Below are 24375 nucleotides of genomic sequence, written 5' to 3' on the forward strand. Positions count from 1 at the left end.
CAACCACTAATCACCATCAACCAAATTTGGGGCCAACCATTTCTTTGCTTTCTCGATTGTTATCCCTTTTCGTTTTGCAAAATCGGCAACTTGATCCATCTTGATTTTTCCCAATCCGAAATACTTTGCCTTTGGGTGGGCAAAATAATACCCGCTCACACTGGCTGCCGGCCACATGGCCAAACTTTCGGTCAATTTTACCCCAATGTTTTCTTCAACGGCCAATAGCTCCCAAATTTTTAATTTTTCTAAATGATCTGGGCATGCGGGATAACCGGGTGCAGGACGAATGCCACGATATTTTTCAGCGATCAACGCCTCATTATCAAGTATTTCATCACAAGCATAGCCCCAATATTTTGTACGCACTTCTTTATGCAAATACTCGGCAAATGCCTCGGCCAAACGATCGGCAAGTGCCTTGATCATAATAGAACCATAATCATCATGGTTTTCTTCGAATTCAGCCGCTAATTCTTGGGTGCCGAAACCAGCTGTAACACAGAAACAACCTATATAATCTTGAAGACCACTTTCTCTTGGGGCAATAAAATCTGCCAATGCCAAGTTGGGTACTCCCTGCCGTTTTTTCAATTGTTGGCGTAGGGTTCTAAAAATAAATTTCTCTTCTCTGGTTCCGTTCAGGGCCGAAATGACCTCTATATCGTCATCATTGATCTGATTTGCTGCAAACAGTCCAAAAATGGCCTTGGCGGTCAACCATTTTTCCTCCAATATTTGCTGTAGCATCTTTTGGGCATCGGCAAACAATTCTGAAGCTTGTTCGCCTATAGCCTCATCGTCCAAAATAGCGGGATATTTTCCATGCAGGTCCCATGAACGAAAAAAAGGGGTCCAATCGATAAAGTCTTTCAATCTTCCCAAATCAAAATCTTCCCAGACCTGAATGCCCAATTGATCGGGTTTTTTGATGTCGGATTTCTTGAAATCGATTTGAAGTTTGTTCTTTCGGGCCCCTATCAAGGTCAGATACTCTTTTCGCTTGGTGCGGTTCAAGAATTTCTCTCGAAAACTTTCATAATCGAGCTTGATGGACTTTTTATACCGCCCCGAAGTCTCTTTTTGCAATAAATCGCCCACTACGGTTACGGCACGTGAAGCATCGTTGACATGTACCACGGCCTGACTATAGGCTGGATCAATCTTAACTGCCGTATGGGCCTTGCTCGTCGTGGCGCCTCCGATGAGCAATGGCACTTCAAAATCTTGGCGCTCCATCTCTTTGGCCAAAAAGACCATTTCATCCAATGAAGGGGTGATCAACCCACTTAGGCCGATGATATCCACTTTTTCTTCAATGGCCTTGTCAATGATTTTTTCTGGAGGTACCATCACCCCCAAATCAACGATTTCATAATTGTTGCAAGCCAGTACCACCGAAACTATGTTTTTGCCTATATCATGCACATCACCTTTTACGGTGGCCATCAAAATTTTACCGGCCGAAGAGACATTTTTATCTTTTGACTTCTCGATAAATGGGGTCAGGTACGCTACAGCTTTTTTCATTACCCGGGCAGATTTCACCACTTGGGGTAAAAACATTTTACCACTACCAAATAGATCTCCCACCACGTTCATGCCCGTCATCAAATGGTCTTCAATGACCAGTAATGGTTTCGCCGCCTGTTGCCTAGCCTCTTCTACATCTTCAACGATGTACTGGTCAATGCCCTTTACCAACGCCCGTGTGATACGCTCTTGCAAGGGTTCTTCGCGCCATGATAAATCTACCTTGCTTTCTTTTGCCTTTCCCTGAACGGTCTCGGCAAATTCCAATAACCGTTCCGTGGCATCTTCACGACGATCGAGTATTACATCTTCAACGTGTTCGAGCAAATCTTTCGGAATGTCATCATAGACTTCTAAAAGGGTCGGGTTCACAATGCCCATGTTCATGCCCGCTTTAATGGCATGGTACAGAAACACCGAGTGCATGGCCTCTCGCACAGGGTTATTTCCACGAAAGGAAAAGGATACATTGCTCACCCCACCACTGACACTGCAATGGGCAAGGTTTTCACGAACCCATTTCGTGCCCTCGATAAAGTCGAGCGCATTACGTCTGTGTTCTTCCATTCCAGTGGCCACAGGAAAAATATTGAGGTCAAAAATGATATCCTCTGGTGGAAAATTGACCGAATCTACCAATATGCGATAAGAACGTTCCGCAATTTCGATACGACGTTCTAAGTTATCGGCCTGACCAACCTCGTCAAATGCCATTACAATGACCGCAGCCCCATAACGTTTGACCAATTTTGCCTGACGGATGAACTCCTCTTCCCCTTCTTTAAGGCTTATGGAATTCACCACACACTTACCTTGAACGACCTGCAAACCTGCTTCAATGATTTCCCACTTGGAAGAATCGATCATAATGGGTACACGGGCAATATCGGGTTCTGAAACAATCAGGTTCAAAAACTTGACCATCGCCTCTTTACCGTCAATGAGGCCATCATCCATATTGATGTCGATGACCTGTGCCCCACCTTCTACCTGATGTCTGGCTACTTCCAACGCCTCATCGTACTTTTCTTCTTTGATGAGTCGCAAGAATTTTTTTGAACCTGCCACATTGGTACGCTCACCCACATTGATGAAATTGCTTTCGGGTGTGATTACAAGAGGTTCGAGTCCGCTTAACTTCAAGTATCGTTGTTCGTTCTTTTCCATTAATGAATCATTGCCTATACAGCAATGATATGTTTTCGGGGTTGGTATTGTTGAACCAGTTTAGCGATGGCCTTGATATGTTCTGGAGTGGTGCCACAACATCCCCCAACGATATTCACCAAACCTTTTTCCAAATATTCTTTTATCTGTTCGGCCATCTGCTCTGGTGTCTCATCATATTCACCAAAGGCGTTCGGAAGACCAGCATTCGGATGGGCCGAAGTATAAAAAGGTGACCTCGCCGAAATAACCTCTAAATGTGGTGTGAGTTGTTTGGCCCCTAAGGCACAATTGAACCCTACCGATAATATGTTAATATGCGATATGGAAATCAAAAAAGCCTCTGCCGTTTGCCCAGAAAGTGTACGTCCCGAAGCATCGGTTATCGTACCACTGACCATAATGGGCACATCAAGTTGTTTTTCTTCTTTCACTTCTTCAATGGCAAAAAGGGCGGCCTTGGCGTTCAGCGTATCAAAAATGGTCTCTACCAGCAAGATATCGGCCCCTCCATCCACAAGTGCTTCCACTTGCTGTTTGTAGGCAATACGAAGTTCTTCAAATGAAATGCCCCGAAACCCAGGGTCATTGACATCAGGTGACATACTGGCCGTTTTGTTGGTGGGGCCTATACTGCCCGCTACAAACCTTGGTTTGTTTGGCTCTTTCTTGGTGAACTCGTCTGCCACCCTTCTTGCAATACGGGCCGACTCATAATTTAGTTCATAGACCAGTTCTTCCATACCATAATCGGCCATGGCAATGGTAGTGCCAGAAAAGGTATTGGTCTCAACGATATCGGCCCCAGCTTCAAAATATTGACGATGAACTTCGGCTATGGCTTTTGGTTGGGTCAGGGACAAGAGGTCATTGTTCCCTTTCAAAGGTGAAGACCAATCTTTAAAGCGCTCTCCCCTGAAATCTTCTTCGGTAAATTTATGGCGTTGCAGCATGGTACCCATGGCACCATCGAGTACCAGAATCCGCTCTTGTAGTATTTTTCCAATTTTTGACATAACAAAAAACTCTCCCTTTTTTGGGCATATTGAAATTATGAAATCAAGAAAATGTGGAAAAAACCTTTCGGATTTTTTTCGTTATCCTTCCAGTACTTGACGGGTAGAATGTAGCACCTTCTCAAAGTTGAGGGTTGCTAAGGTTTCAAAGGATCTATTCCCTCCACCTTTCTTGATAACATACAGTCTTTACATGAACTAAGCCACAAAGAAAAGGTCTAAACTATTCAAAAACAAAGAAAGTCACTTATTTTTCGAAAAAACCTCCTTCTGTGGAAGGAGGTTCGACTAACTCAAGATAATCCAAAACAAAACTTTAGACTATGCTTTGCACCACTTCTTTTGTAGCTTCTTTCTTAGAGCCATCAAACCCTTCGACGCCGCCGACCGTGGTATATTTCATGACAAACCGTTTACCGGGATTAATGATTTGATAGGCATATTGGCACATTACCGCCGCTTCGTGAAAGCCCGATAAAATCAGCTTCAATTTGCCTTCATACGTATTCACATCGCCAATGGCGAACACCCCTTGAATATTGGTTTGGTAATCTTTGGCGTTGTTCACCTTGATGGCGTTTTTTTCTATTTCGAGACCCCAATCGCCTATCGGGCCCAGTTTTGGGGAAAGGCCGAACAAGGGAATGAAATAATCGGTCTCAACATATGTTTCGCCTTTTGCGGAATCGTTATGCTTGATGACCACTGCCTCTAATTGTCCATCGCCATATAGCTTTCTGACCTCTGCTTCGGTATGTAGTTTGATTTTTCCAAGTTTTGCCAGTTCAGAGGCTTTTTCAACCGAATCCAATGCCCCCCGAAACTCATTTCTTCTATGTACCAAAGACACTTCTGAAGCCACATCAGATAGATAGATGGCCCAGTCTAACGCAGAATCACCGCCACCGGCGATGATGACTTTCTTGTTTCGATAGACCTCTGGATCTTTTATCATGTATGCCACTCCCCTATCTTCAAAATCCACAATGTTTTCAATAAGTGGCTTTCTGGGTTCGAAAGAACCAAGTCCGCCCGCAATGACCACAACCGGAGCATGGTGTCGGGTACCTTTGTTCGTGGTCACGATAAACGAGCCATCATCTTGCTTTTCCAACTTTTCGGCACGCTCGCCGAAGGTAAAACCAGGCTCGAAAGGTTTTATCTGTTCCAACAACCGTTCGACCAAATCACCAGCCAATATCTCAGGATAGGCAGGAATGTCATAAATGGGTTTTTTCGGATAGATTTCGGCACATTGCCCTCCCGGTTGGGGAAGTGCATCAATCAAATGACACTTCAATTTCAACAATCCCGCTTCGAAGACAGTGAACAGGCCCGTGGGGCCCGCACCAATTATCAATATATCGGTTTTTATCATTTTTTGCTCTTTTTTAGGTATTTTTAACCAATTTTCGGGTGATTTCGTTCATTTTCTCCACTTTTTCTTCAAAATCACCTTTTATCGTTTTTCTGTATTCGTTCAGGTTTTTGACCATACGATCAATATCTTCCGGAATTACCTCCTCGAAAAATTGTCGAAGCCGTTTGGCAGTGGTCGGCGATTTTCCATTCGTTGAAATCGCCACTTTTACATTGCCCTTGGTCACGATACCGCCCATATAAAAATCACATAGCGGTGGGTTGTCGGCCACGTTTACCAAAATATTCCGTTCACGACAGTCATGGAACACCTGTAGATTCACCTCGGGCACATCGGTTGTGGCGATGACCAGATGTCTTCCTTCTAGATATTCGGCATCATAAGCGTCATCAACCATCGCAACATGATACTGGCTGGCCAATGCCGCCGTGGCCTCTCTGAACATAGGGGCTACCATGGTAATCTTGGCATCAGGGCTCGATTTGGTCAAGAAATGTAATTTCTCTTCGGCAACATATCCCCCACCCACAATCAAGATGTTCAACTGAGAGGTTTTTAGAAATATGGGGTATAGGTTATTGCGCTCCATTATGCCATGATTTGATGTTGTTGCTGTATTTTCAACAATTTTTCCCTGTGTCGGACCACCTCTCCGATCACGATGATGGCAGGATTGGCCAACTGCTGCTCCCTTGCCTCGTTCTCAATGGAAGCAACAGTGCCAATTCCTATTTTTTCGTTTGTTGTCGAACCTTCTTGAATGATGGCCACAGGGGTTTCTGATTTCCCTTGTTTCTTGAAAAGTGCCATAATCTCTCCCAATTTTGACATTCCCATCAAAATAACCACCGTGGCACTTGATTGTGCTGCCAAGTTTACATCTTTTGAAAGTTTGTGCTCTTTGGTAGTGCCCGTAATCACCCAGAAACTCTCTGATGCCCCCCTTTTGGTAACGGGAATATTTTGTAAAGCTGGAACAGAGGTTGCCGATGAGATGCCCGGTACGACCGCTACTTCCAGACCGTGTTGGGCAGCATGTTCCATTTCTTCGGCACCGCGCCCAAAGACAAAGGAATCTCCCCCCTTTAACCGCACTACATGCAACCCTTGATGGGCCCGTTGCACTATCAGTTCATTGATCTGTTCTTGTTGATAACGATAACAGCCTTTACGCTTTCCCACAAAAATGTGCTCGGCCTCTGGCGCATAGTGCAGCAACCTATCGTTTACCAATGCATCATAAAGTATTACATCAGCTGACTGCAATGCCTTGATACCTTTGACGGTTAGCAGGTCAACATCACCGGGACCCGCCCCCACTACGGTCAATTTTCCTATCTCAAGCATGTTCCAACTCCAATTTTCTATATGATTCCAGTTTTTGTAAGACGAATTTGGCATCTTCCAAATAGTTTTTTGCAAATGTTTCCGATGGCTTTTTTCGATTCAACTGTAGCACGAGATTTTCGAACCCTCCCTCAAAAACTATTTTACCTGTTTCACCAAACAGACGATCAAAATCCCTGATAATACTTGCATGGGTATTTGTCTTCGTCTTTTCTGCCGTCAACAAAGCCTTGGCCGAGTTTACCATTGATTGATAAGAGTAATAGATACTGGCTGCCCACTTACCTTTTTGCACTGCTTCTTCGGCATTTTCTATCTTTTCTTGACTTTCGAAAAAGAGCGTGGCCACCAAATCGACAATGACCCCTGCACATTCACCGACACCTATTTCTTTTTTATATTTTTCCTTATTGCCCCAATCGATGAAATCATTTGGGGTGAGATTATCGGTATTCGACAGTTTTTTTAGCAACTCATAGAAATAGTGCTCTCCTTTTTCGGCATAATAGTCTTCATATCGTCTGCCCTGCCCGTTCGTTTCATAATCATCTAAGATCAAGCGAAGGGCCTGGGGACCCCGCTTACTGGGTATTTTCACCACTTTATCGGCAAAAGTTCCGCGTCCGTTGCCATGATTGCCGCCTCCCAACAATACTTGAAGTGCGGGCGCCACTAGTTTATCTTTGGTTCTGATACTCATTCCCTGAAAGCCGATATGCGCCATGGTATGCTGCCCGCAGGCATTCATACAACCACTGATTTTGATAACCACATCGGGATTGTTGATATATTGTGGATATTCTGCCTTGATGACTTTTTCCAATTCGGCAGCAATGCCCGTACTGCTGGCAATACCGAGATTACAGGTGTCGGTGCCGGGGCAGGCAGTAATGTCAAAAGCCTTGTTGTACCCTGGTTCGGCGAAACCCAGTTTCTTTAGTTCCGCATAGAAAAATGGGACCAGCTCTTTTTTCACATAGGGAATCAAAATGTTCTGCCGTAGTGACAGACGGATTTCACCAGCGGCATATTCTTCTACCAATCGGGCCAACTTTCTCGCTTTATCGGTGTAGAAATCACCTAATAGTACCTTGATGCCAATGGCTTGATAGCCCTTCTGCCTTTGCGAAACAATGTTGGTGGATTTCCATTGTTCAAAAGCTTCTGTATCATCGATCTCAACTTCAGGAATTTCCACTTCGGCAACTGAAACCTTCGGGTAGCTTTCAAAATCGATAGAATAGGTTTTATGTGGAATGGCCTCTTGTTCTTGTTCTAAAAGTTGTTTGAAACCTTGCAGCCCAACATCCTTCAACAGAAATTTCAATCGGGCCTTGGCACGGCTTTTTCGTTCTCCGAAACGATCGAACACGCGAATAACGCCTTCCATCAAGGGAATGATCTTATCTGTTGGAAGAAATTCGTACAACACATCGGCATGACGTGGCTGTGAACCAAGTCCACCGCCCAGCAAGACCTTGAAACCCCTTGCTCCCTTTTCGGTTTTGGCAATGAAGCCGAGGTCATGCATATACGAAAGGCCAGTATCGCTATCAGAAGCCGAGAACGAAACCTTGAATTTTCGGCCCATTTCTTGCCCGATGGGGTTCCGCAAAAAGTACTCAAAAATAGCTTGTGCATAAGGCGACACATCGAACGGCTCATCTGGGTCAATGCCCGATGTTTCGCTTGCCGTCACATTGCGAACCGTATTGCCACAGGCTTCACGGAGCGTAACCTCATCTTTTTCAAGTTGTGCCCAAAGCTCTGGGGTGCGCTCCAAATCAACATAATGGATTTGGATATCTTGACGGGTGGTGATGTGCAACCGCCCAGTAGAATATTCATCGGCCACATCGGCAATGCGCAACAATTGGTTAGAGGTCACCTTGCCATATGGCAATTTGATGCGCACCATCTGAACCCCCTGTTGCCTTTGACCATACACACCCCTTGCCAAACGCAGGCTACGAAATTTCTCCTCATCAATGTTTCCCTCTTTGAACAGGCGAATCTTCTTCTCCAATTCAATGATGTCTTTCTCGACAACAGGGTTCTCTATTTCTGTTCTAAAACTTTGCATTATTCCTACTTTTCCTATCTATTTAATAGGTTTTAATGAAAAAGATTGTTCTAAATTTTTATTTCCTCAATAAACGTACTATTCTATGAATCCTACGCCAGCCGTGTTATTGGTTCGGCCGTCGATCATGATGAACGACCCATTTGTACGATGCTCTTTGAAGCGATCATAAAAAATTGGTTTGTTCAACCGTAAACGTACCTTGGCAATATCGTTCATTTGCAAGGCATTTACATTTTCTTCAATACCTGAGTAATCTGGATGGATCTTGTGCTCAATAGCATCAACTTTTGCCAACACTTTGTTCACCCCATGTTGCACCATGTACTTACTTCCAGTAGTGAGACTGGTAGAATCCATCCAAGAAACAATGGCCGTGAGCTGCTTATCAATGGTCGGTAGATCACCCACCTTGACCAACATATCGCCACGACTCACATTCACCTCGTCTTCAAGCGTTATGGTCACCGACGAACGCCTTGGAGCCGTTTGGTATTCTTGGTCATAGAAATAAATGTTTTTGATCTTTGAACGTGTCATCGATGGTAAAACCGCTACCTCATCTCCCACGCTCAGCTCTCCTCCGTAGATCTTACCTGCAAAACCTCGAAAATCATGGAATTCATCCGTCTTTGGACGAATTACATATTGCACTGGAAATCTTGGTGTGCCCGTGTTATAGATATCCAACAGATTAAGTTCTTCCAAATGCTCCAATAGCGTCTGCCCAGAATACCAGGGAGTATTTTCAGAGCGATTGACCACATTGTCACCTTTCAGCGCACTTACAGGAATAAAAGTGATCTTTTGGTCTTGGTAATCCCTTTTCTCCATCAATCTCTCAAAATCTGCCTTGATGTCATTATAGACTTCCTCTGAAAAATCAACAAGATCCATTTTGTTGATGGCCACAACAACATCTTTGATACGCAAAAGGTTATTAATGAAAAAATGCCTGTTCGTTTGTTCAATGACACCTTTTCTTGCGTCGATCAATATGATGGCTGCCTGTGAAGTTGAAGCGCCCGTAACCATGTTTCGTGTATATTCGACATGTCCCGGGGTGTCAGCGATGATATAACTCTTGCTTGCCGTGGAAAAATAAATATGGGCCACATCTATGGTGATGCCCTGTTCTCTTTCTGCGACCAAACCATCAGTAGCCAATGAAAAATCGAGGTAGTCATACCCTTTCTGTTTGCTGGTCCTTTCAATGGCTTCCAACTTATCATCGGTCAATGACTTGGTATCATAAAGCAATCGCCCTATCAAAGTGCTTTTGCCATCATCTACGCTACCTGCCGTTGCTATTTTTAGTACTTGCATATTTTTTGTCATTGGGTTGTTCGTCAATGGTACTTCGCGAGTCACATTTCAACCATCAACTATCAACGTTTAACTATCAACCGATTAAAAATACCCTTGTTGTTTTCTTTTTTCCATCGCTGCCTCTGAGCGTTTGTCATCAATACGCGCACCACGTTCAGAGATTTTTGAATCCCTGATTTCGGCCACTACCTTGTCAATGGTATCGGCCGTGGACTCTACCGCTGCGGTACAGCTCATGTCGCCCACGGTTCGAAAGCGCACCGTGCGTTCTTCAACCGCCTCGTCATCGGCCCTAAAAACGACATCGTCTTCGACAGACCATATTAATCCATCACGCAAGAATGTATTTCGTTTGTGGGCAAAATAAATGGAGGGTATTTCGATATCTTCTTTTTGAATGTAGCTCCATACATCCAATTCCGTCCAATTGCTTATCGGAAAGACCCTAACATTTTGCCCTATCTCAATCTGACCGTTCAACATGTCGAATAGTTCGGGGCGTTGGTTTTTTTCGTCCCACTGGCCAAAATCATCGCGCACAGAAAAGATGCGTTCTTTGGCCCTGGCTTTTTCTTCATCACGCCTAGCGCCGCCGATGCACGCGTCGAACTTGAATTCTTCAATAGCATCCAGTAAGGTGGTTGTTTGCAAAATGTTTCGACTGGCATATTTGCCCGTCTCCTCCACCACCTTGCCTTGATCGATCGAATCTTGTACATTTCTCACAATCAGCTCGACGCCCAATTCTTCAACCAAACGGTTTCGAAACTCAATGGTCTCAGAAAAATTATGCCCTGTGTCGATATGCAACAATGGAAAAGGAATCTTTGCCGGCCAAAATGCTTTTTGTGCCAGACGAATCAATGTAATCGAATCTTTTCCACCAGAGAACAATAATACGGGTCTTTCAAACTGTGCAGCCACTTCTCGAATAATGTAAATGGCTTCATGCTCCAATGCATTTGCCTTTGGTCTATCAAGTAGCTCTTGGGTCTTGTTGGTCGTTATTTCTTCCAAAATTGTATTCAAAACAAAAAATTAGTTTTTATACTTCTAGTCATTTATGTGTGGAGACCACACTCTCGGTTTTCTAAAACTTTGGTGGGGTCAAAATATTTATGCTCATTGGGCAAATCGTACTCTTTCAGATAGGAGTCGAGTTGGGCGTCGTTCCAATAGTAAAATGGACTCACCTTCAATACACCGTCTTTGCTCAAGCTCAAAATATCCAATGAATCACGATGGGTGGTCTGGCCTTTTCGCAAGTTGGTGAACCAAACATCTGGCCGATGTTCTTCCATGGCCCTTCTGAAAGGTTCCAGTTTGACCTGTTCGGTGAACACGGCATGCATGGGGCTATCAATATCGGGAATTCCCATAATCACATCGCGATGGGCCGCCGTCTGTTTTGGAACGTACAATTGCACGTTCAGCCCCAATCTCAATATCAATTCTTCTGCGTGCTTATATGTGCTTGGTGTATTATAACCTGTATCACACCAAATCACGGGAATGTTCGGATCCACATCGACCACTGCATGTAAAATGGCCACTTCATATGGGCGAAAGTTTGTAGTCACCACTGGTTTTTGACCATGGGCAATGGCCCAAGAAATGATTTCTTGTGGTGGAATACCCTTGAATTGGGCATTGAGATTTTCTACTTGCTGCGTTTTCAGAGCCATTACTTCTTTTTTATTTGCCCCAACCTATGTTGTTCCAAATGCGTTCATGAAAGAAATACAGCACCATTTTGGTGACCAATTCGACCACGCCTATTGAAAAGGCCAAGGTCAATGTGCCCGTAATGATCCATGAAATGATAATAGTGTCCAACGTGCCAATGACTCGCCAACTTATTGATTTCACAATACTTCTGATAGGCTTTTCAGAGGTCTTATCTTTCGAATAAGAAGCCTTTTTCTCTTTGTTGGCCAATACGATTTGGTCTGCAATCATAGTTGAAATAATATTATCCTATCGATTTAATAGGAAACAAAAATAAAACTATTGCCAAAAGGCAAACGTAAAATCTTCTTAAATTTTAAATTTACCCTATAGTTTTAGTAGATTATTAAAAAACCAGAAGTTAAAATTTGATATTCACAATACTTTTCTTAAAACACAGCGAAAATTCTAGAAAATCAGATCTGCCAATGTGGTATTACGATATACGGCCAAGTTGGCATCCCTGACCTGTAGCATCAATTTGTATACCGAGCATGTTTTTTCATCAGGGCAGTCATCACATTTCTCGTAGAAATTTAAGCTCACACAGGGCACCATGGCTATGGGACCTTCTAAAACGCGCATGACACTCGTCATCGGAATTTCTTCAGGTTCTTTGATCAAGTAATAGCCCCCACCCTTTCCCTTCTTGGAGCCCAAAAAACCATTTCTACGTAAGGTCAGCAGAATGCTTTCCAAGAATTTTTGGGAAATGTTCTCATGTTTGGCAATCTCCGCTATTTGAACGGGCTCCTTTTTTTTTTGCGAAGCCAGATAGGTCAAGGCCTTGAGTCCGTATTTCGTCTTCTTTGACAGCATTGATACGAATATAGGCAAAATCAGTGTTCTTTGGGAATACTGCCGACTAAAGCAGGTACGCCATCTTGATGTTGCTTCTGGCGTAGGGTGGGTTTGCTTCTTGTGGAATCTCGACAAAACCATATTTTCGATAAATGTAAATTGCGTTTTCCAATACGGTATTTGAGTACAATATCAATTTTTTCCAGCCCTTTTCACGACCAAAATCAATGCAGTACTGCATTAGTTTTTGTCCGATCCTCATGCCTTGAAAAGCCTCTGACACGGCCATTTTCCCCAATTCGAATATCTTTTCTTCCATTGGGATCAGCGCCACTGTTCCTACCAATGAATTATCGACTCTCGCAAAGAAAATATGACCTCCAGGACCGATAATGGTCTCTTCACATCTTTCCATGAGTTCTGCATCATGGGGCTCGACCACGAAATACTTTTCAAGCCATTCAATGTTGAGCCTGGCAAAGTCTTGGGCGAATTCCGATCTGAATGCTATAATGTCAATGTTTTTCATATCGTTATATTTTGATGTTGAAGATTTTCAACAATTAGCTCGCTCAAGGGCTTTTTTTTCAGTTTGCCTTCTACCTCGGTCAAATGTTCGGACAAGCTTTTAGATTCAAAATGGGTCAGCTGTCTTACTTGTTCTTCCATTTCTTTCCATAGAGGTACCATTCTCTTATGGGCCTTTTTTCCCGTTCTCGTAAGAAAGAAAAGCTTTTTTCGCTTATCCAAATCATCTTCCCTACTGTCGATCAACCCCTTATCAGACAACTTTTTCAAAGCATGTGTAATCGCAGGTTGCGTATATTGAAGCACCTCTTGTATGAATGAGGTGGTCGTCACCTTTTCATCGATAACAACCTTGAAAATTGGAAACAGATAGGGGTCAAAATCAATATTGTAATGGTCATACGTGAGCTGTATTTCTTTCATGAACTGACCGCTCAATCGATTCAATCTCGAGCCCAGCCCCATCTCGGCCAAAAGCATCAACCTATCTTTCATAAGTATTTATATAAACATTTATGTAAATGTACGAATTATTATTAAAATGATGCGCCATTAACCAAGGGCCTGCCCTATATCATCGATGATATCGGCACTATGCTCCAATCCCACCGAAACCCTGACCATACCTTCTGAAATGCCCACGGCCTTTCGTTCTTCTGGGGTCAGTTTACTATGTGTGGTCGAAGCAGGATGGGTCACAATGCTCCGGGCATCGCCCAAGTTGGCCGAAAGTGACAGCAAGCGAATGGAATCAAAAAACTTGCGGCCCGATTCGAGTCCGCCTTTCACTTCAAAAGCTACCACGCACCCCCCTGCTTTCATCTGTTTTTGGGCCAGTTCATACTGTGGATGTGATTTCAAAAAGGGATATTTCACCCAATTCACCTTTCGATGGCCTTCTAAAAATTCGGCCAACTTCAAGGCATTTTCACAATGCCTGTCGACCCTCACGGCAAGGGTCTCCAAACTTTTTGAGAGCACCCATGCGTTAAAAGGCGAAAGGGCAGGACCCGTGATTCGTGAAAAACGATAGATTTTATCTACCAAATCAGCTTGACCTACCGTGATTCCTGCCAACACACGACCTTGGCCATCCATCAATTTAGTGCCCGAATGTATGACCAGGTCTGCCCCGAATTTGATTGGTTGTTGTAAATAAGGAGAGGCAAAACAATTATCGACCACAAAAATCAGGTCGTGCTTTTTTGCGAGTTTTCCAAGATATTCAAGATCGAGTATATCAACCCCGGGGTTGGTGGGTGATTCGGCATAGAGAATCTTGGTATTGGACCGTATCGATTGTTCAACTTTTTCCAACTCATCAATCCCAAAAAAACTGGTTTCGATATTCCACTTGGGGAAAAAATTGGTGTACAGCGAATGTGTCGAACCAAACACACTTCGTACAGAAAGTATGTGGTCACCACTTTCCAATAAAGCCGCGAAAGTTGAAAACACCGCCGCCATGCCCGAGGCAAAGGCGAAACCCGCTTCGGCGCCTTCCATATGGCAAACCTTTGTAATAAACTCTGATGTATTCGGATTGGAGTACCGAGAATACACGTTGCGATCTTTTTCTTCGGCAAAGGAAGCCCGCATATCTTCGGCATCTTCAAAAACGTAGCTCGAGGTCAAAAACATCGGCGCAGAGTGCTCTAAATATTGGGTGCGCTCAAGCTGATCGCGTATCGCGTTGGTTTCGAATCTATTGTCTTTCATAATTTCATAGGGGTGCCTGAGCGAAGTCGAAGGCACTAATGTTTGGTTTCCTTATAAAATCTATAATGTTTTTCATTTTTACACTCAGCCAAGCCAGGAAGTGAAGCGACTTCACCGTTAATTAAAGCTTGTTTCTTTGTTCTTGACCAACCTTGAATTTGTTTCTCCCTTTCAAAGGCTTTGGCAATACTTAAATATTCTTCTGCATAAACCAGTTTGACAGGCAATCTCTTTTTGGTATGATTTGCGCCCCTCCCATCTTGATGTTCCCTGATTCTTTTTTCCAAATCAATGGTGCTTCCAGTATAAAAAGTTTCGTCAGAACATTCCAATATATAGACATATCTTTTTTCATAAAACCACCTTATGCGGCTTCGGCTCATTTCGACTACGCTCAATGGCCAGCTCAGTAACCAAAACGGGCTATCTACCGGGCAGGCAAACAGTCGAAGTCACAACTTCTCTGCAATCCGTAAAATATCACCAAAAACGCCCCTAGCGGTGACCGCGGCCCCTGCCCCTGCCCCTTGTATCACTATTGGATGCTCACCATACGATTCTGTATAGATTTCGATGATGGAATCAGAACCTTTTACTTGCCCCAATGCGTCAGATTTTGGCACAGAAATTAATTTTACCTCCAGAATCCCTTTGTCCTGCTGTAAATCTCCATGTAAATCACCTACATACCGAAGCACATGGTCGGGCTTTTGTTCTTTTTTTATTTTTTGAAATTTTTTGTCCAATTGGTCTAAATTCCCTAAAAATCCTTCTTTGGGGACTTTTTCTAATTTCTTTGGAATCAGGTTTTCGATGAAAACATCACCTAGTTCATTCTGCAACTCCAACTCCCTTGCCAAAATCAATAGTTTTCGCCCTACGTCATTTCCACTCAAATCTTCACGTGGGTCAGGTTCTGTAAGGCCTTTTTGCATCGCTTCCAGCAGAATTTCTGAAAAGGGGCGGTCAGATTCTGAAAACATGTTAAAAATGTAGCTCAATGAACCCGAGAAAACACCCTTGATCCGGGTAATGTTCTCTCCAGATACATGAAGCAACTTTATCGTATCGATCAATGGTAATCCGGCCCCAACATTGGTCTCATATAGGTATTTTTTTTGGGCATCTTCAAGACTTCTCCGAATTTGGCGGTAGTAGTCAAAATTAAGGGTGTTGGCAATTTTGTTCGACGAAATAAGATCAAAGCCCGCCCTGATCAATTCAAAATAATAATTGACGAAATCTTCACTGGCCGTATTGTCAATGGCAATTAAATTTTCGAGGTGGTTTTCATTGGCATATGCAATTATATCACTGACCGAATAGGCTGTCCCATTTTCTTTTAGGGCTTGTTTCCAGTTATCATGAACACCCTTTTTATCGAGCAAGGCCTGTTTTGAATTGGCAATGGCAAAAATGTTCAAATCAAAGTTCTTTCGTTGTTTGATGTTCTCGTGTGATCTCAAAATCTGGTCGATGAGCGTTCCTCCCACGTTTCCATGTCCAAAAATGGCCAGATTGATTTTCTTGTTCATGCCAAAAATCTGCCCATGCATCACGTTCAACGCCTTGTGTAGATCGGTCGTTTTAACAACCAAACTGACATTCCGTCCCGAGGCCGTGTTATTAAAAAGCAATGGTTCGATGTTGTTCTTGACAAGTGCGCTGTAGGGTTTGTGAAAAGAACTCAGGTCTTGTCCCACAATGGATATCACGGCCACGTTCTTTACAATTGAAATCGCATTTATGTCTTTAGCGGAATAATCGGTCTCAAATTCATCATCCAGGGCCTTTTTGGCCTCAAATGCCCTATCGGCATCAATCACTAAACCAATGCCTCTTTCTGATGACCCTTGTGAGATGATGCCCACACTGATGTTTCGTCTTCCCAACGCATTGAAAATTCGGGCATCGATTCCTGCCTTACCCAAAAGCCCTCTACCCTCAAGGTGCACCAGCGATACGTTTTCAATCACGGACAGCGATTTGATACCCTCCTCACTTGATTTGGCACTGATCAGCGTACCTTCGGAATCTGGATTGAATGTATTCAGAATTCGAAGTGGAATATTCTTCTCTATCAGGGGAATAATGGTTTTTGCGTGTAGCACTTTGGCACCAAAATTGGCCAATTCATTGGCTTCTTCGTAGGATAGGTTTTCGATTATCTGGGCCTCATGCACCAAATCAGGATTTGCCGTGAAGATACCATCGACATGGGTATAGTTGTATACGGCATCGGCATCTAGGAAATTGGCCAGTAAAGCCGCCGTGTAATTACTTCCGTTTCTACCCAAGGTGGTTGTCTCACCATCTTGGTTCGAGGCGATAAAACCCGTTACAATGGGTACCGTGTTATTTTGCAATTGCGAAAACCGTTTCAGCACGTTCAACTTTGAGGCTCCCTCATCGACTTGCGCATTACCGAACGACCCATCGGTCTTGATCAGTTCACGGGTGTCGATGGCTTCTGCCTTGATACCTTTATCGTTCAGCAAGGCCGCCACGAACTTTGAAGATATCAATTCGCCATAAGCCAGTAGGGCATCTTTGGCTTTCGGGCTGTAATCACCAAGAAGTGACACGCCTTTCAATTTTTGAACTACTTGATTCACTTCACTTGAAAAATCGACTTCGCCCAAGTCAGATTTTTGATAGCTTTCAAAGTGTTTGATGTCTTCTTCGAACGGAAGGCCCCTTGCTGCCTTGTCCAACATTCTTTCAAGCTCATCAGTGGCGTTTTGCCTGGCAGATAATACCACCGCGATATGCTCGTCTGATTGCACTTTTTCGGCTATGATAGCTAGTACACGTCCAAGTCCCTCGCCATTGGCCAATGATTTTCCGCCGAATTTCAAGATTTTGAGTCCATGCTTTTTTCCTTTCTTCGGAAAAACATCCCTCAGCAAATTCTCCAATTGTTCAAACTCCATCAAAAAGGCATCGTGACCATGTAACGATTGTACCTCACCGTACGTTACATTACCGCTTGCTTGGGCCAATCGTTTATAGGTCTCCTTGTTCTCTTCAGCCGTGAAAAAGAGATCGGAATTCACTCCGATGATATGGATCTTGGTGTTGCTCTGTTGCAACTTTTGAAAACCCTCTTCCCCATTTCGTGTCACATCGATGGTCTTCAACAATTGGTTCATCAGCTTATAGGCCGATAATTGAAAGCGTTCTTGTAATTTCTTGCCGTGGTGCATCAACCAGCTTTCAACATTGAATACCTTAAGCGCCTCGTTCGTACTGCGCTTGAAACGCTCTTTAAACGATTCTGGAGTACGGTAGCACAGCATCGCATGCATTCTGGCATCGTGTACAGGCTGACTTGAATTGTTCAGGATCTGTTCTTGAATCTGACAATTGGCGATCATCCAATCGGTCGATTTCCAATCTGATGCCACAGGAATCAAATGTTCTGTAATGGTAGGGTCATAAACGGCCATTTCCCAAGCAATGCCCCCACCGAGTGATCCCCCTATAATGGCATACAGTTTTTCGATTTCCAATTGTTTGAGGGCCAATAAAAAGATTTTGGCAATGTCTCCCGCTACATATTCCTTGTAGTTGTCAATGACAAAACCATCGTACCCATTGCCCGGTATGTTGAATGAAAGCACCGTATACCTTTGGGTATCTATACACTTGCCTTCTCCTATCAAATCAGACCACCAGCCTTTTTCACCCGCCACATTTGAATTGCCTGTAAGGGCATGGTTCACCAACACAATGGGTGCCGAATGCAAGGGCTGGCCGAACAACTGGTATGACAGTTGCAGGTCTTCGGAGATTCCGTTTAGGGTAGTGAATTTTTTTATTTCCAGTTTTTGGAGCATATGCAATGCATTAGACCCGACAGGTTTTTAAATTCTGTCAGGTCTGTCAATGAAATCTTTACGCTAAGACCGATTTGTCGATCGTGGCAAAGGCCTGTTCTAAATCGGCCTTTAAATCATCTAAATCTTCGAGGCCGACTGACAAGCGAATCAAATCTTTTGTTACCCCTGTCAGCTCTTGTGCAGCATCATCTAACTGTTGGTGGGTCGTACTTGCCGGATGTATGATCAACGATTTACTGTCGCCAATATTCGCCAAAAGCGAGAAAATCTTGGTCTCATCGGCTATTTTCTTCGCAGATTCGTAGCCTCCTTTCACGCCGAAGGTCACCAATCCGCTCTGCCCTTTCGGCAAATAAGCATCTGACTGTGCCTTGTATTTACTCGATGACAGGCCCGGGTAGTTGACCCAAGCGACCTCTTTGCGTTGTTCAAGCCACTGTGCCAAGGCCAAGGCGTTTTCACTGTGTTTTTTTATACGTACTTCCAACGTTTCCAATCCCTGAATGATTTGAAAGGCATTGAACGGACTCAACGCTGCACCATGGTCGCGCAAACCTTCTATTCGCACTTTTGCGATAAAGGCAGCAGGCCCCAATGCCTCATGATAGACCAAACCGTGATAACCAGGGGAAGGTTCGGTGAATTCTGGAAACTTTCCGTTTGCCCAATCAAAAGTGCCCGCATCGATGATCGCACCACCCAGGGCGGTACCATTGCCGTTGATATATTTGGTCAAGGAATGAATGACAATGTTCGCACCGTGCTCAATTGGGTTCAATAAAGCTGGAGTGGCCACAGTATTATCGACGATAAAAGGTACTTTTGCTTTTTTGGCTTCTGATGAAATCGCCTTTAAATCCAATACGTCAAGTTTCGGATTGCCCACCGACTCCACAAAGACGGCTCGGGTATTCTCTTGTACCGCATTCCCAAAATTTGACGGATTGGTCGGATCTACAAAGGTCGTGGTGATGCCCAACCTCGGCAAGGTCACATTCAACAAATTATAAGTGCCCCCATATAGACTATTGGAAGACACAATATGGTCGCCAGCCTTTAAGAGTACCAACAACGTAGTGTTCAAGGCGGCGGTACCCGAAGCGGTGACCACCGAAGCGATGCCACCCTCCAAGGCGGCCAAGCGCTGTTCAAGAATGTCATTGGTCGGGTTGTTGATACGGGTATAAATGTTGCCAAACTCAGCCAGTGAAAAAAGGTTCGCGGCATGGTCGGCATTGTTGAACACATAGGCTGTGCTCTGATAAATGGGTACTGCCCGTGTACCTGCGTTGGTGGTCACATCGTGCCCAGCGTGCAGGGCATTGGTAGAAAATTTTTGATCGCTCATGATTTTAATTTTTTTTAGGTTAACGATTAAATTAAAAACACAATGATCATTTCGCTTCCGCGGAATGACATAATCAAAAAGTTACAAGAAAGAAATATCGAGGTTATTCGATGGTTGCTATCTTTTCCTATCTCGAGTACGGTCTTATTCGACAAGAGATCCTGAAACTCCCGATAGCTATCGGGACAGGACAAGGATAGAATGTAGCACCTTCTCCGCAAAGAGCGGAGGGTTGCCAAGGCTTCATAGGGTCTATTCCCTCCACCTTTCTTGATAACTATTCAATACGTGTTTGAACTTCGAACCACAAATATAAGTGCAGATTTTTCTAAAATCCTAATGATTTGGGAAATTTTCACATACTATCAGACTATTTGGGTAAAACTGAAAACTCTAAATTGGAGTCTGTAAACACCGTATGGGTCTGGGTTTTAAAGTCGTCTTCCGCTGCTTTGAAAATATTCTCAACGTATGTCTGCGGATTCAAGTCAATCAATGGAAACCATGTGCTCTGTACCTGTACTTGCAGTTTATGACCTTTTTTGAAGGTGTGAAATACATCTTGCAATTTGATATTGACGTTTGTTTTTTGGTTGGGCACAAAAGGTTCTGGACGGGAAAAACTATTTCTAAACCTACCACGAAGCACCTCACTGCGCACCATTAAATGATAATTGCTCATTTTTAAATGATCTTGCATCTCATCATTGGTTTCGACATCAGGTGGGTGTACATCGATGATTTTTACGATCCAGTCAGCTGCTGTACCTGTTGTTGCGACCTTCAAATTCGCCAATATGGGTCCTGCCAAGGTCAAATCTTCTTCCAAAACATCGGTCTCGAATACCAGTACATCAGAACGGCGTGCTGCGAAACGTTGGTCATCGGTCATGTATTTTCTGGGCGTGAACACGGTTTTGACATCCTCAGAATAGGGTACCGGTTTTTTGATATCGCTGACAAATTTAATTGCTGACATATCTTTTTGTTCTGAAGTCAATGCTTCGTTTTCAGAAAGAAACATGGTTCGCTTTTGTATCGCCTTTGGGGGCCAAGAGTCGTATGCCGCCCATTCTTTCGCGCCCGAATCATATACATAGGCTTCGGGGAGTCCCGTTTTGCCATCGCCTTCCCCTTTCAAAAAATGGTGAAAGAACTTGGTTTCTATCTTATCTTGGTAAAACTCTGAAATGGAATCCCCGAAATAATAGTTGCCCACCAAGCTGCGTCCGTTACGCCTTGCCCAACGGCCATGGTCCCAAGGGCCAAAAACCATGGTATTATAGGCTCCTTCGTTATACTTTTCAATGTTCTTATAGGTTTCCAATGGTCCGTATAAATCTTCTGCATCGAACCAGCCACCCACGATCATGGTGGCCACATGCGATTTGGTCTTGTCAAGATGTTGGATCAAACCGCGGCTTTGCCACAATTCATCATAATTGGGGTGCTCTTTGAGCTCATTCCAGAAAAAATCATCCGTCATCTCGTCTGGGGCCAAGCTGGGTTTATCCCCAATATCATATTCAAAGAAGGAATTGAGATTTTCCAAAGGGCCCATATCCAGAAAAAATTGATATTGGTCTTCGGTGCCAATATCAGGCAAGGTGTACCAAGCTGTATCAATGGGCTTGTCTCCGTTGGGCCTTGGTGTGCCAAATAAAGAAGTAATTCTAAAATAACTCAATAAATAGGCTCCATTGTGATGAAAATCATCAAAGTAGAAATCACCTATGCATGCTTGCGGTGATGATGCCTTCAATGCTGGATGCGGATCAATCGTACCATAAGTAGCATAAAAACCGGGATACGAAATGCCCCATAGACCCACTTTGCCATTGTTGTTCTCTACATTGTTGATCAGCCACTCAATGGTATCATAGGTATCAGAACTTTCATCAATCTGATCGTTTGAGGTTTTTTCAGGAATATAGGCCCGCATATTTTCATAATGGCCCTCGCTCAACCAACGGCCCCGTACATCTTGGTACACCACGATATAACCCTCTTTCATCATATTGATATTGGGACTGATCTGTTTTCTGAATTGTCCCTCACCATAGGGTCGAGAGCTATAAGGTGTTCGTTGCATCAAGATGGGATATTCTCTTGAAGTATCTTTCGGGGAATAAATCGTGGTATGCAATTTCACCCCATCGCGCATCTCAATATCGACTTCTTTTTTGTTGTAATGGTCCGCTACATAATTTTCTTCGACAAGAGTTGTCTTGGCTGCTTTTTTACAGGAAACAATGACCGCAAAAGCCACAAAAAATAAAATGAAAACATGAAAGCGCAATTTCATTTCGATAGGTTTTAGTAAGTGCCTAAAACTACGAAAGAAATCTTTTTATATCCAGATTCCTGCTTTACCATATGAATGACAGGACTACAAGCCAAAAGCAACTTTCACCTGATCGACCATATCCAGTTTTTCCCATGTGAAAAGCTCGACCTCCATTTCAACACGGCCGTTATAGGGCGATTCAAAAATCTTGGTCACCATCTGTGGTTTTTTGCCCATATGGCCATAAGCGGCGGTTTCTAGATAAATCGGATTTCGAAGTTTCAATCGTTCTTCAATGGCAAATGGGCGCATATCAAACAATTCGGCCACCTTTTTGGCAATTTCACCATCTGAGAGCGATACTTTCGATGTGCCAAAAGTATCGACGAAGACAGATGTGGGCTCTACCACTCCAATGGCATAGCTGACCTGTACCATAATCTCATCGGCCACACCGGCCGCCACCAAGTTTTTTGCGGCATGGCGAGCGGCATAAGCCGCACTTCGGTCTACTTTGCTGGGATCTTTACCACTGAATGCCCCACCACCATGGGCACCTTTGCCGCCATAGGTGTCGATGATAATTTTTCTGCCTGTAAGTCCTGTATCCCCATGCGGACCACCGATCACAAACTTTCCTGTCGGGTTCACGTGGTAGGTAATATTGTCAGTGAACAATTCTTGTACATATTTGGGCAATTGTGCTTTGACCTTGGGAATCAAGATTTCAATTACATCCTTTTTGATCCGGGCCAACATATTCTCATCGGTATCAAATTCATCATGTTGGGTCGACACTACTATGGTATCGATACGCTGCGGTACATTATCCTCAGAATATTCAATGGTCACCTGTGCTTTCGCATCAGGTCTTAGATAGGTGATTTCTTTGCCTTCTCTCCTTAACTCTGCCAAAGCCTGAAGAATCTTATGCGAAATATCCAATGCCAATGGCATATAATTCTCCGTTTCTTTGGTCGCGTAGCCGAACATCATACCTTGATCACCGGCACCTTGCTCTTCTTTTGACCCACGATCGACCCCTTGGTTGATTTCTTGTGACTGCTCGTGAATCAACGAAATCACCCCACATGAATCACCGCTGAACTGATACTCGCCTTTCGTATACCCAATTTTGTTAATGGTATCACGGGCAATGTTCTGCACATCTAAATAGGTGTTGCTCTTCACTTCACCGGCCAGAACCACCTGCCCCGTGGTGACCAATGTCTCGCAAGCGACCTTGCTATTGGGGTCAAAGGCAAGAAAATAATCAAGTAAGGCGTCACTGATTTGATCGGCCACTTTATCGGGATGGCCCTCACTGACAGATTCAGAAGTAAAGAGATAAGGCATGCATACTATTTTTTCAGAAAGATTTGACGCTACAGCCCAAAGAAGTTTACACCACTTTTTAGCATTTCTTAGTGAGGTTGTAATCAGTCAAATCTGTCCTCTAGTTTCGAAAGGCAAAAGTACATATTCACCAACGAAATCAAAATTTTGTTTTGAATTGTTTATAATGGAAAACGGTTGCGCATTTCAACATAATTTTTTCAGTAAACCCATTTGAGTTTGTATATTGCAACCCCCCGATTTTAAAATGGAACCATAGCAATTTCCACAAAACTAAATACACCATGCATATTGCAGTTGCCGGAAACATTGGAGCTGGAAAGACCACCCTGACCACTTTATTGGCCAAACATTATAGATGGGAGGCCCATTTCGAAGATGTGGTCGACAACCCCTACCTCGATGATTTTTATACCCAAATGGAACGATGGAGCTTCAATCTGCAGATTTACTTTTTGAACAGTCGTTATCGGCAAATTCTGAAAATACGTGAAAGCGGCAAAAATGTGATTCAAGACCGTACCATTTATGAAGATGCACACATCTTCGCCCCCAACCTGCACGCCATGGGACTCATGACCAATCGTGATTTTAGCAACTACAAGAGTCTTTTTGAGCTGATGGAAAGTTTGGTGCAACCCCCCGATCTGTTGATTTATCTGCGCAGTTCGATCCCTAACCTTGTAAATCAGATACACAAAAGGGGACGTGAATATGAAAACAGTATCTCCATAGACTACCTGAGCCGCTTGAACGAGCGCTATGAGGCATGGGTGAACACCTATGAAAAGGGCAAGTTATTGGTGGTAGATGTCGATGAGGTCAACTTTGTCGATAAACAAGAAGATCTGGGCCAGGTCATCACTAAAATAGATGCCGAGATCCATGGGTTGTTCTGACCGGCAGCCTT

At 43.7% G+C, this 24375-nt stretch carries 20 protein-coding genes and 2 riboswitches; of the genes, 1 reads left to right on the forward strand and 19 read right to left on the reverse strand.

All coding sequences use genetic code 11. From position 1 onward, the window contains the following. Window positions 1–6: 6 nt before the first annotated feature. From metH to metK, 19 genes are all read right to left on the reverse strand, one after another. Window positions 7–2700 carry a methionine synthase gene (gene metH, locus L0P89_RS03325; protein ID WP_235266981.1) on the reverse strand — a complete coding sequence of 898 codons (2694 nt, stop codon included), beginning with the start codon at window positions 2698–2700 and terminating at the stop codon, window positions 7–9. Between the two features lie 14 nt (window positions 2701–2714). After that, window positions 2715–3716, reverse strand: a complete 1002-nt coding sequence (locus L0P89_RS03330; RefSeq protein ID WP_235266982.1) for a homocysteine S-methyltransferase family protein — start codon at window positions 3714–3716, stop codon at window positions 2715–2717. 78 nt (window positions 3717–3794) lie between these two features. Then, window positions 3795–3898: riboswitch (SAM riboswitch) on the reverse strand. Window positions 3899–4032: 134 nt separating this feature from the next. Then, window positions 4033–5094, reverse strand: a complete 1062-nt coding sequence (locus L0P89_RS03335) for an NAD(P)/FAD-dependent oxidoreductase (protein WP_235266983.1) — start codon at window positions 5092–5094, stop codon at window positions 4033–4035. 13 nt (window positions 5095–5107) lie between these two features. Then, a complete protein-coding gene (locus L0P89_RS03340; protein ID WP_235266984.1) occupies window positions 5108–5686 on the reverse strand; it encodes a bifunctional precorrin-2 dehydrogenase/sirohydrochlorin ferrochelatase in 579 nt (192 codons plus the stop codon). Next, window positions 5686–6444 carry a uroporphyrinogen-III C-methyltransferase gene (cobA, locus tag L0P89_RS03345; protein WP_235266985.1) on the reverse strand — a complete coding sequence of 253 codons (759 nt, stop codon included), beginning with the start codon at window positions 6442–6444 and terminating at the stop codon, window positions 5686–5688. The genes L0P89_RS03340 and cobA overlap by 1 nt, the downstream gene beginning before the upstream one ends. Beyond that, window positions 6437–8527 carry a HEPN domain-containing protein gene (locus tag L0P89_RS03350; protein ID WP_235266986.1) on the reverse strand — a complete coding sequence of 697 codons (2091 nt, stop codon included), beginning with the start codon at window positions 8525–8527 and terminating at the stop codon, window positions 6437–6439. Before L0P89_RS03350 ends, cobA begins: the two co-directional genes overlap by 8 nt. Before the next feature lie 78 nt (window positions 8528–8605). After that, the gene (locus tag L0P89_RS03355) at window positions 8606–9853 is read right to left on the reverse strand and encodes a sulfate adenylyltransferase subunit 1 (RefSeq protein ID WP_235266987.1); all 1248 of its coding nucleotides are present in this window, start codon (window positions 9851–9853) and stop codon (window positions 8606–8608) included. An 84-nt stretch (window positions 9854–9937) separates the two neighbouring features. Beyond that, window positions 9938–10876 (reverse strand): sulfate adenylyltransferase subunit CysD, encoded by a 939-nt coding sequence (gene cysD / locus L0P89_RS03360; RefSeq protein ID WP_409557571.1) that lies wholly within the window; start codon window positions 10874–10876, stop codon window positions 9938–9940. Window positions 10877–10917: 41 nt separating this feature from the next. Beyond that, complete coding sequence (locus L0P89_RS03365) at window positions 10918–11541, reverse strand: phosphoadenosine phosphosulfate reductase family protein (protein ID WP_235266988.1); 624 nt, start codon at window positions 11539–11541, stop codon at window positions 10918–10920. 10 nt (window positions 11542–11551) lie between these two features. After that, the gene (locus tag L0P89_RS03370) at window positions 11552–11815 is read right to left on the reverse strand and encodes a DUF2061 domain-containing protein (protein ID WP_235266989.1); all 264 of its coding nucleotides are present in this window, start codon (window positions 11813–11815) and stop codon (window positions 11552–11554) included. A 177-nt stretch (window positions 11816–11992) separates the two neighbouring features. After that, entirely contained in the window at window positions 11993–12403 is a 411-nt protein-coding gene (locus tag L0P89_RS03375) for an Rrf2 family transcriptional regulator (RefSeq protein WP_235266990.1), read from the reverse strand. A gap of 46 nt (window positions 12404–12449) precedes the next feature. Beyond that, window positions 12450–12914 carry a GNAT family N-acetyltransferase gene (locus tag L0P89_RS03380; protein ID WP_235266991.1) on the reverse strand — a complete coding sequence of 155 codons (465 nt, stop codon included), beginning with the start codon at window positions 12912–12914 and terminating at the stop codon, window positions 12450–12452. Beyond that, window positions 12911–13408: a MarR family winged helix-turn-helix transcriptional regulator gene (locus L0P89_RS03385; RefSeq protein ID WP_235266992.1), complete on the reverse strand. Its 498-nt coding sequence runs from the start codon at window positions 13406–13408 to the stop codon at window positions 12911–12913. The genes L0P89_RS03380 and L0P89_RS03385 overlap by 4 nt, the downstream gene beginning before the upstream one ends. 57 nt (window positions 13409–13465) lie before the next feature. After that, window positions 13466–14632: a PLP-dependent aspartate aminotransferase family protein gene (locus tag L0P89_RS03390; protein WP_235266993.1), complete on the reverse strand. Its 1167-nt coding sequence runs from the start codon at window positions 14630–14632 to the stop codon at window positions 13466–13468. 35 nt (window positions 14633–14667) lie between these two features. After that, complete coding sequence (locus L0P89_RS03395) at window positions 14668–15015, reverse strand: GIY-YIG nuclease family protein (protein WP_235266994.1); 348 nt, start codon at window positions 15013–15015, stop codon at window positions 14668–14670. A gap of 69 nt (window positions 15016–15084) precedes the next feature. Continuing rightward, window positions 15085–18471, reverse strand: a complete 3387-nt coding sequence (gene thrA / locus L0P89_RS03400; RefSeq protein ID WP_235266995.1) for a bifunctional aspartate kinase/homoserine dehydrogenase I — start codon at window positions 18469–18471, stop codon at window positions 15085–15087. 58 nt (window positions 18472–18529) lie between these two features. After that, the gene (locus L0P89_RS03405) at window positions 18530–19822 is read right to left on the reverse strand and encodes an O-acetylhomoserine aminocarboxypropyltransferase/cysteine synthase family protein (protein ID WP_235266996.1); all 1293 of its coding nucleotides are present in this window, start codon (window positions 19820–19822) and stop codon (window positions 18530–18532) included. Between the two features lie 174 nt (window positions 19823–19996). Next, window positions 19997–20102: riboswitch (SAM riboswitch) on the reverse strand. Between the two features lie 90 nt (window positions 20103–20192). Continuing rightward, the gene (locus L0P89_RS03410; RefSeq protein ID WP_235266997.1) at window positions 20193–22127 is read right to left on the reverse strand and encodes a CocE/NonD family hydrolase; all 1935 of its coding nucleotides are present in this window, start codon (window positions 22125–22127) and stop codon (window positions 20193–20195) included. Between the two features lie 84 nt (window positions 22128–22211). Next, complete coding sequence (gene metK / locus L0P89_RS03415; RefSeq protein WP_235266998.1) at window positions 22212–23465, reverse strand: methionine adenosyltransferase; 1254 nt, start codon at window positions 23463–23465, stop codon at window positions 22212–22214. Window positions 23466–23749: 284 nt separating this feature from the next. Here metK and L0P89_RS03420 point away from each other — a divergent pair, with 284 nt between their 5' ends. Continuing rightward, entirely contained in the window at window positions 23750–24364 is a 615-nt protein-coding gene (locus L0P89_RS03420; RefSeq protein ID WP_235266999.1) for a deoxynucleoside kinase, read from the forward strand. The last annotated feature ends 11 nt before the right edge of the window (window positions 24365–24375 follow it).

The organism is Muricauda sp. SCSIO 65647 (assembly GCF_021534965.1).
Classification (GTDB): domain Bacteria; phylum Bacteroidota; class Bacteroidia; order Flavobacteriales; family Flavobacteriaceae; genus Flagellimonas_A.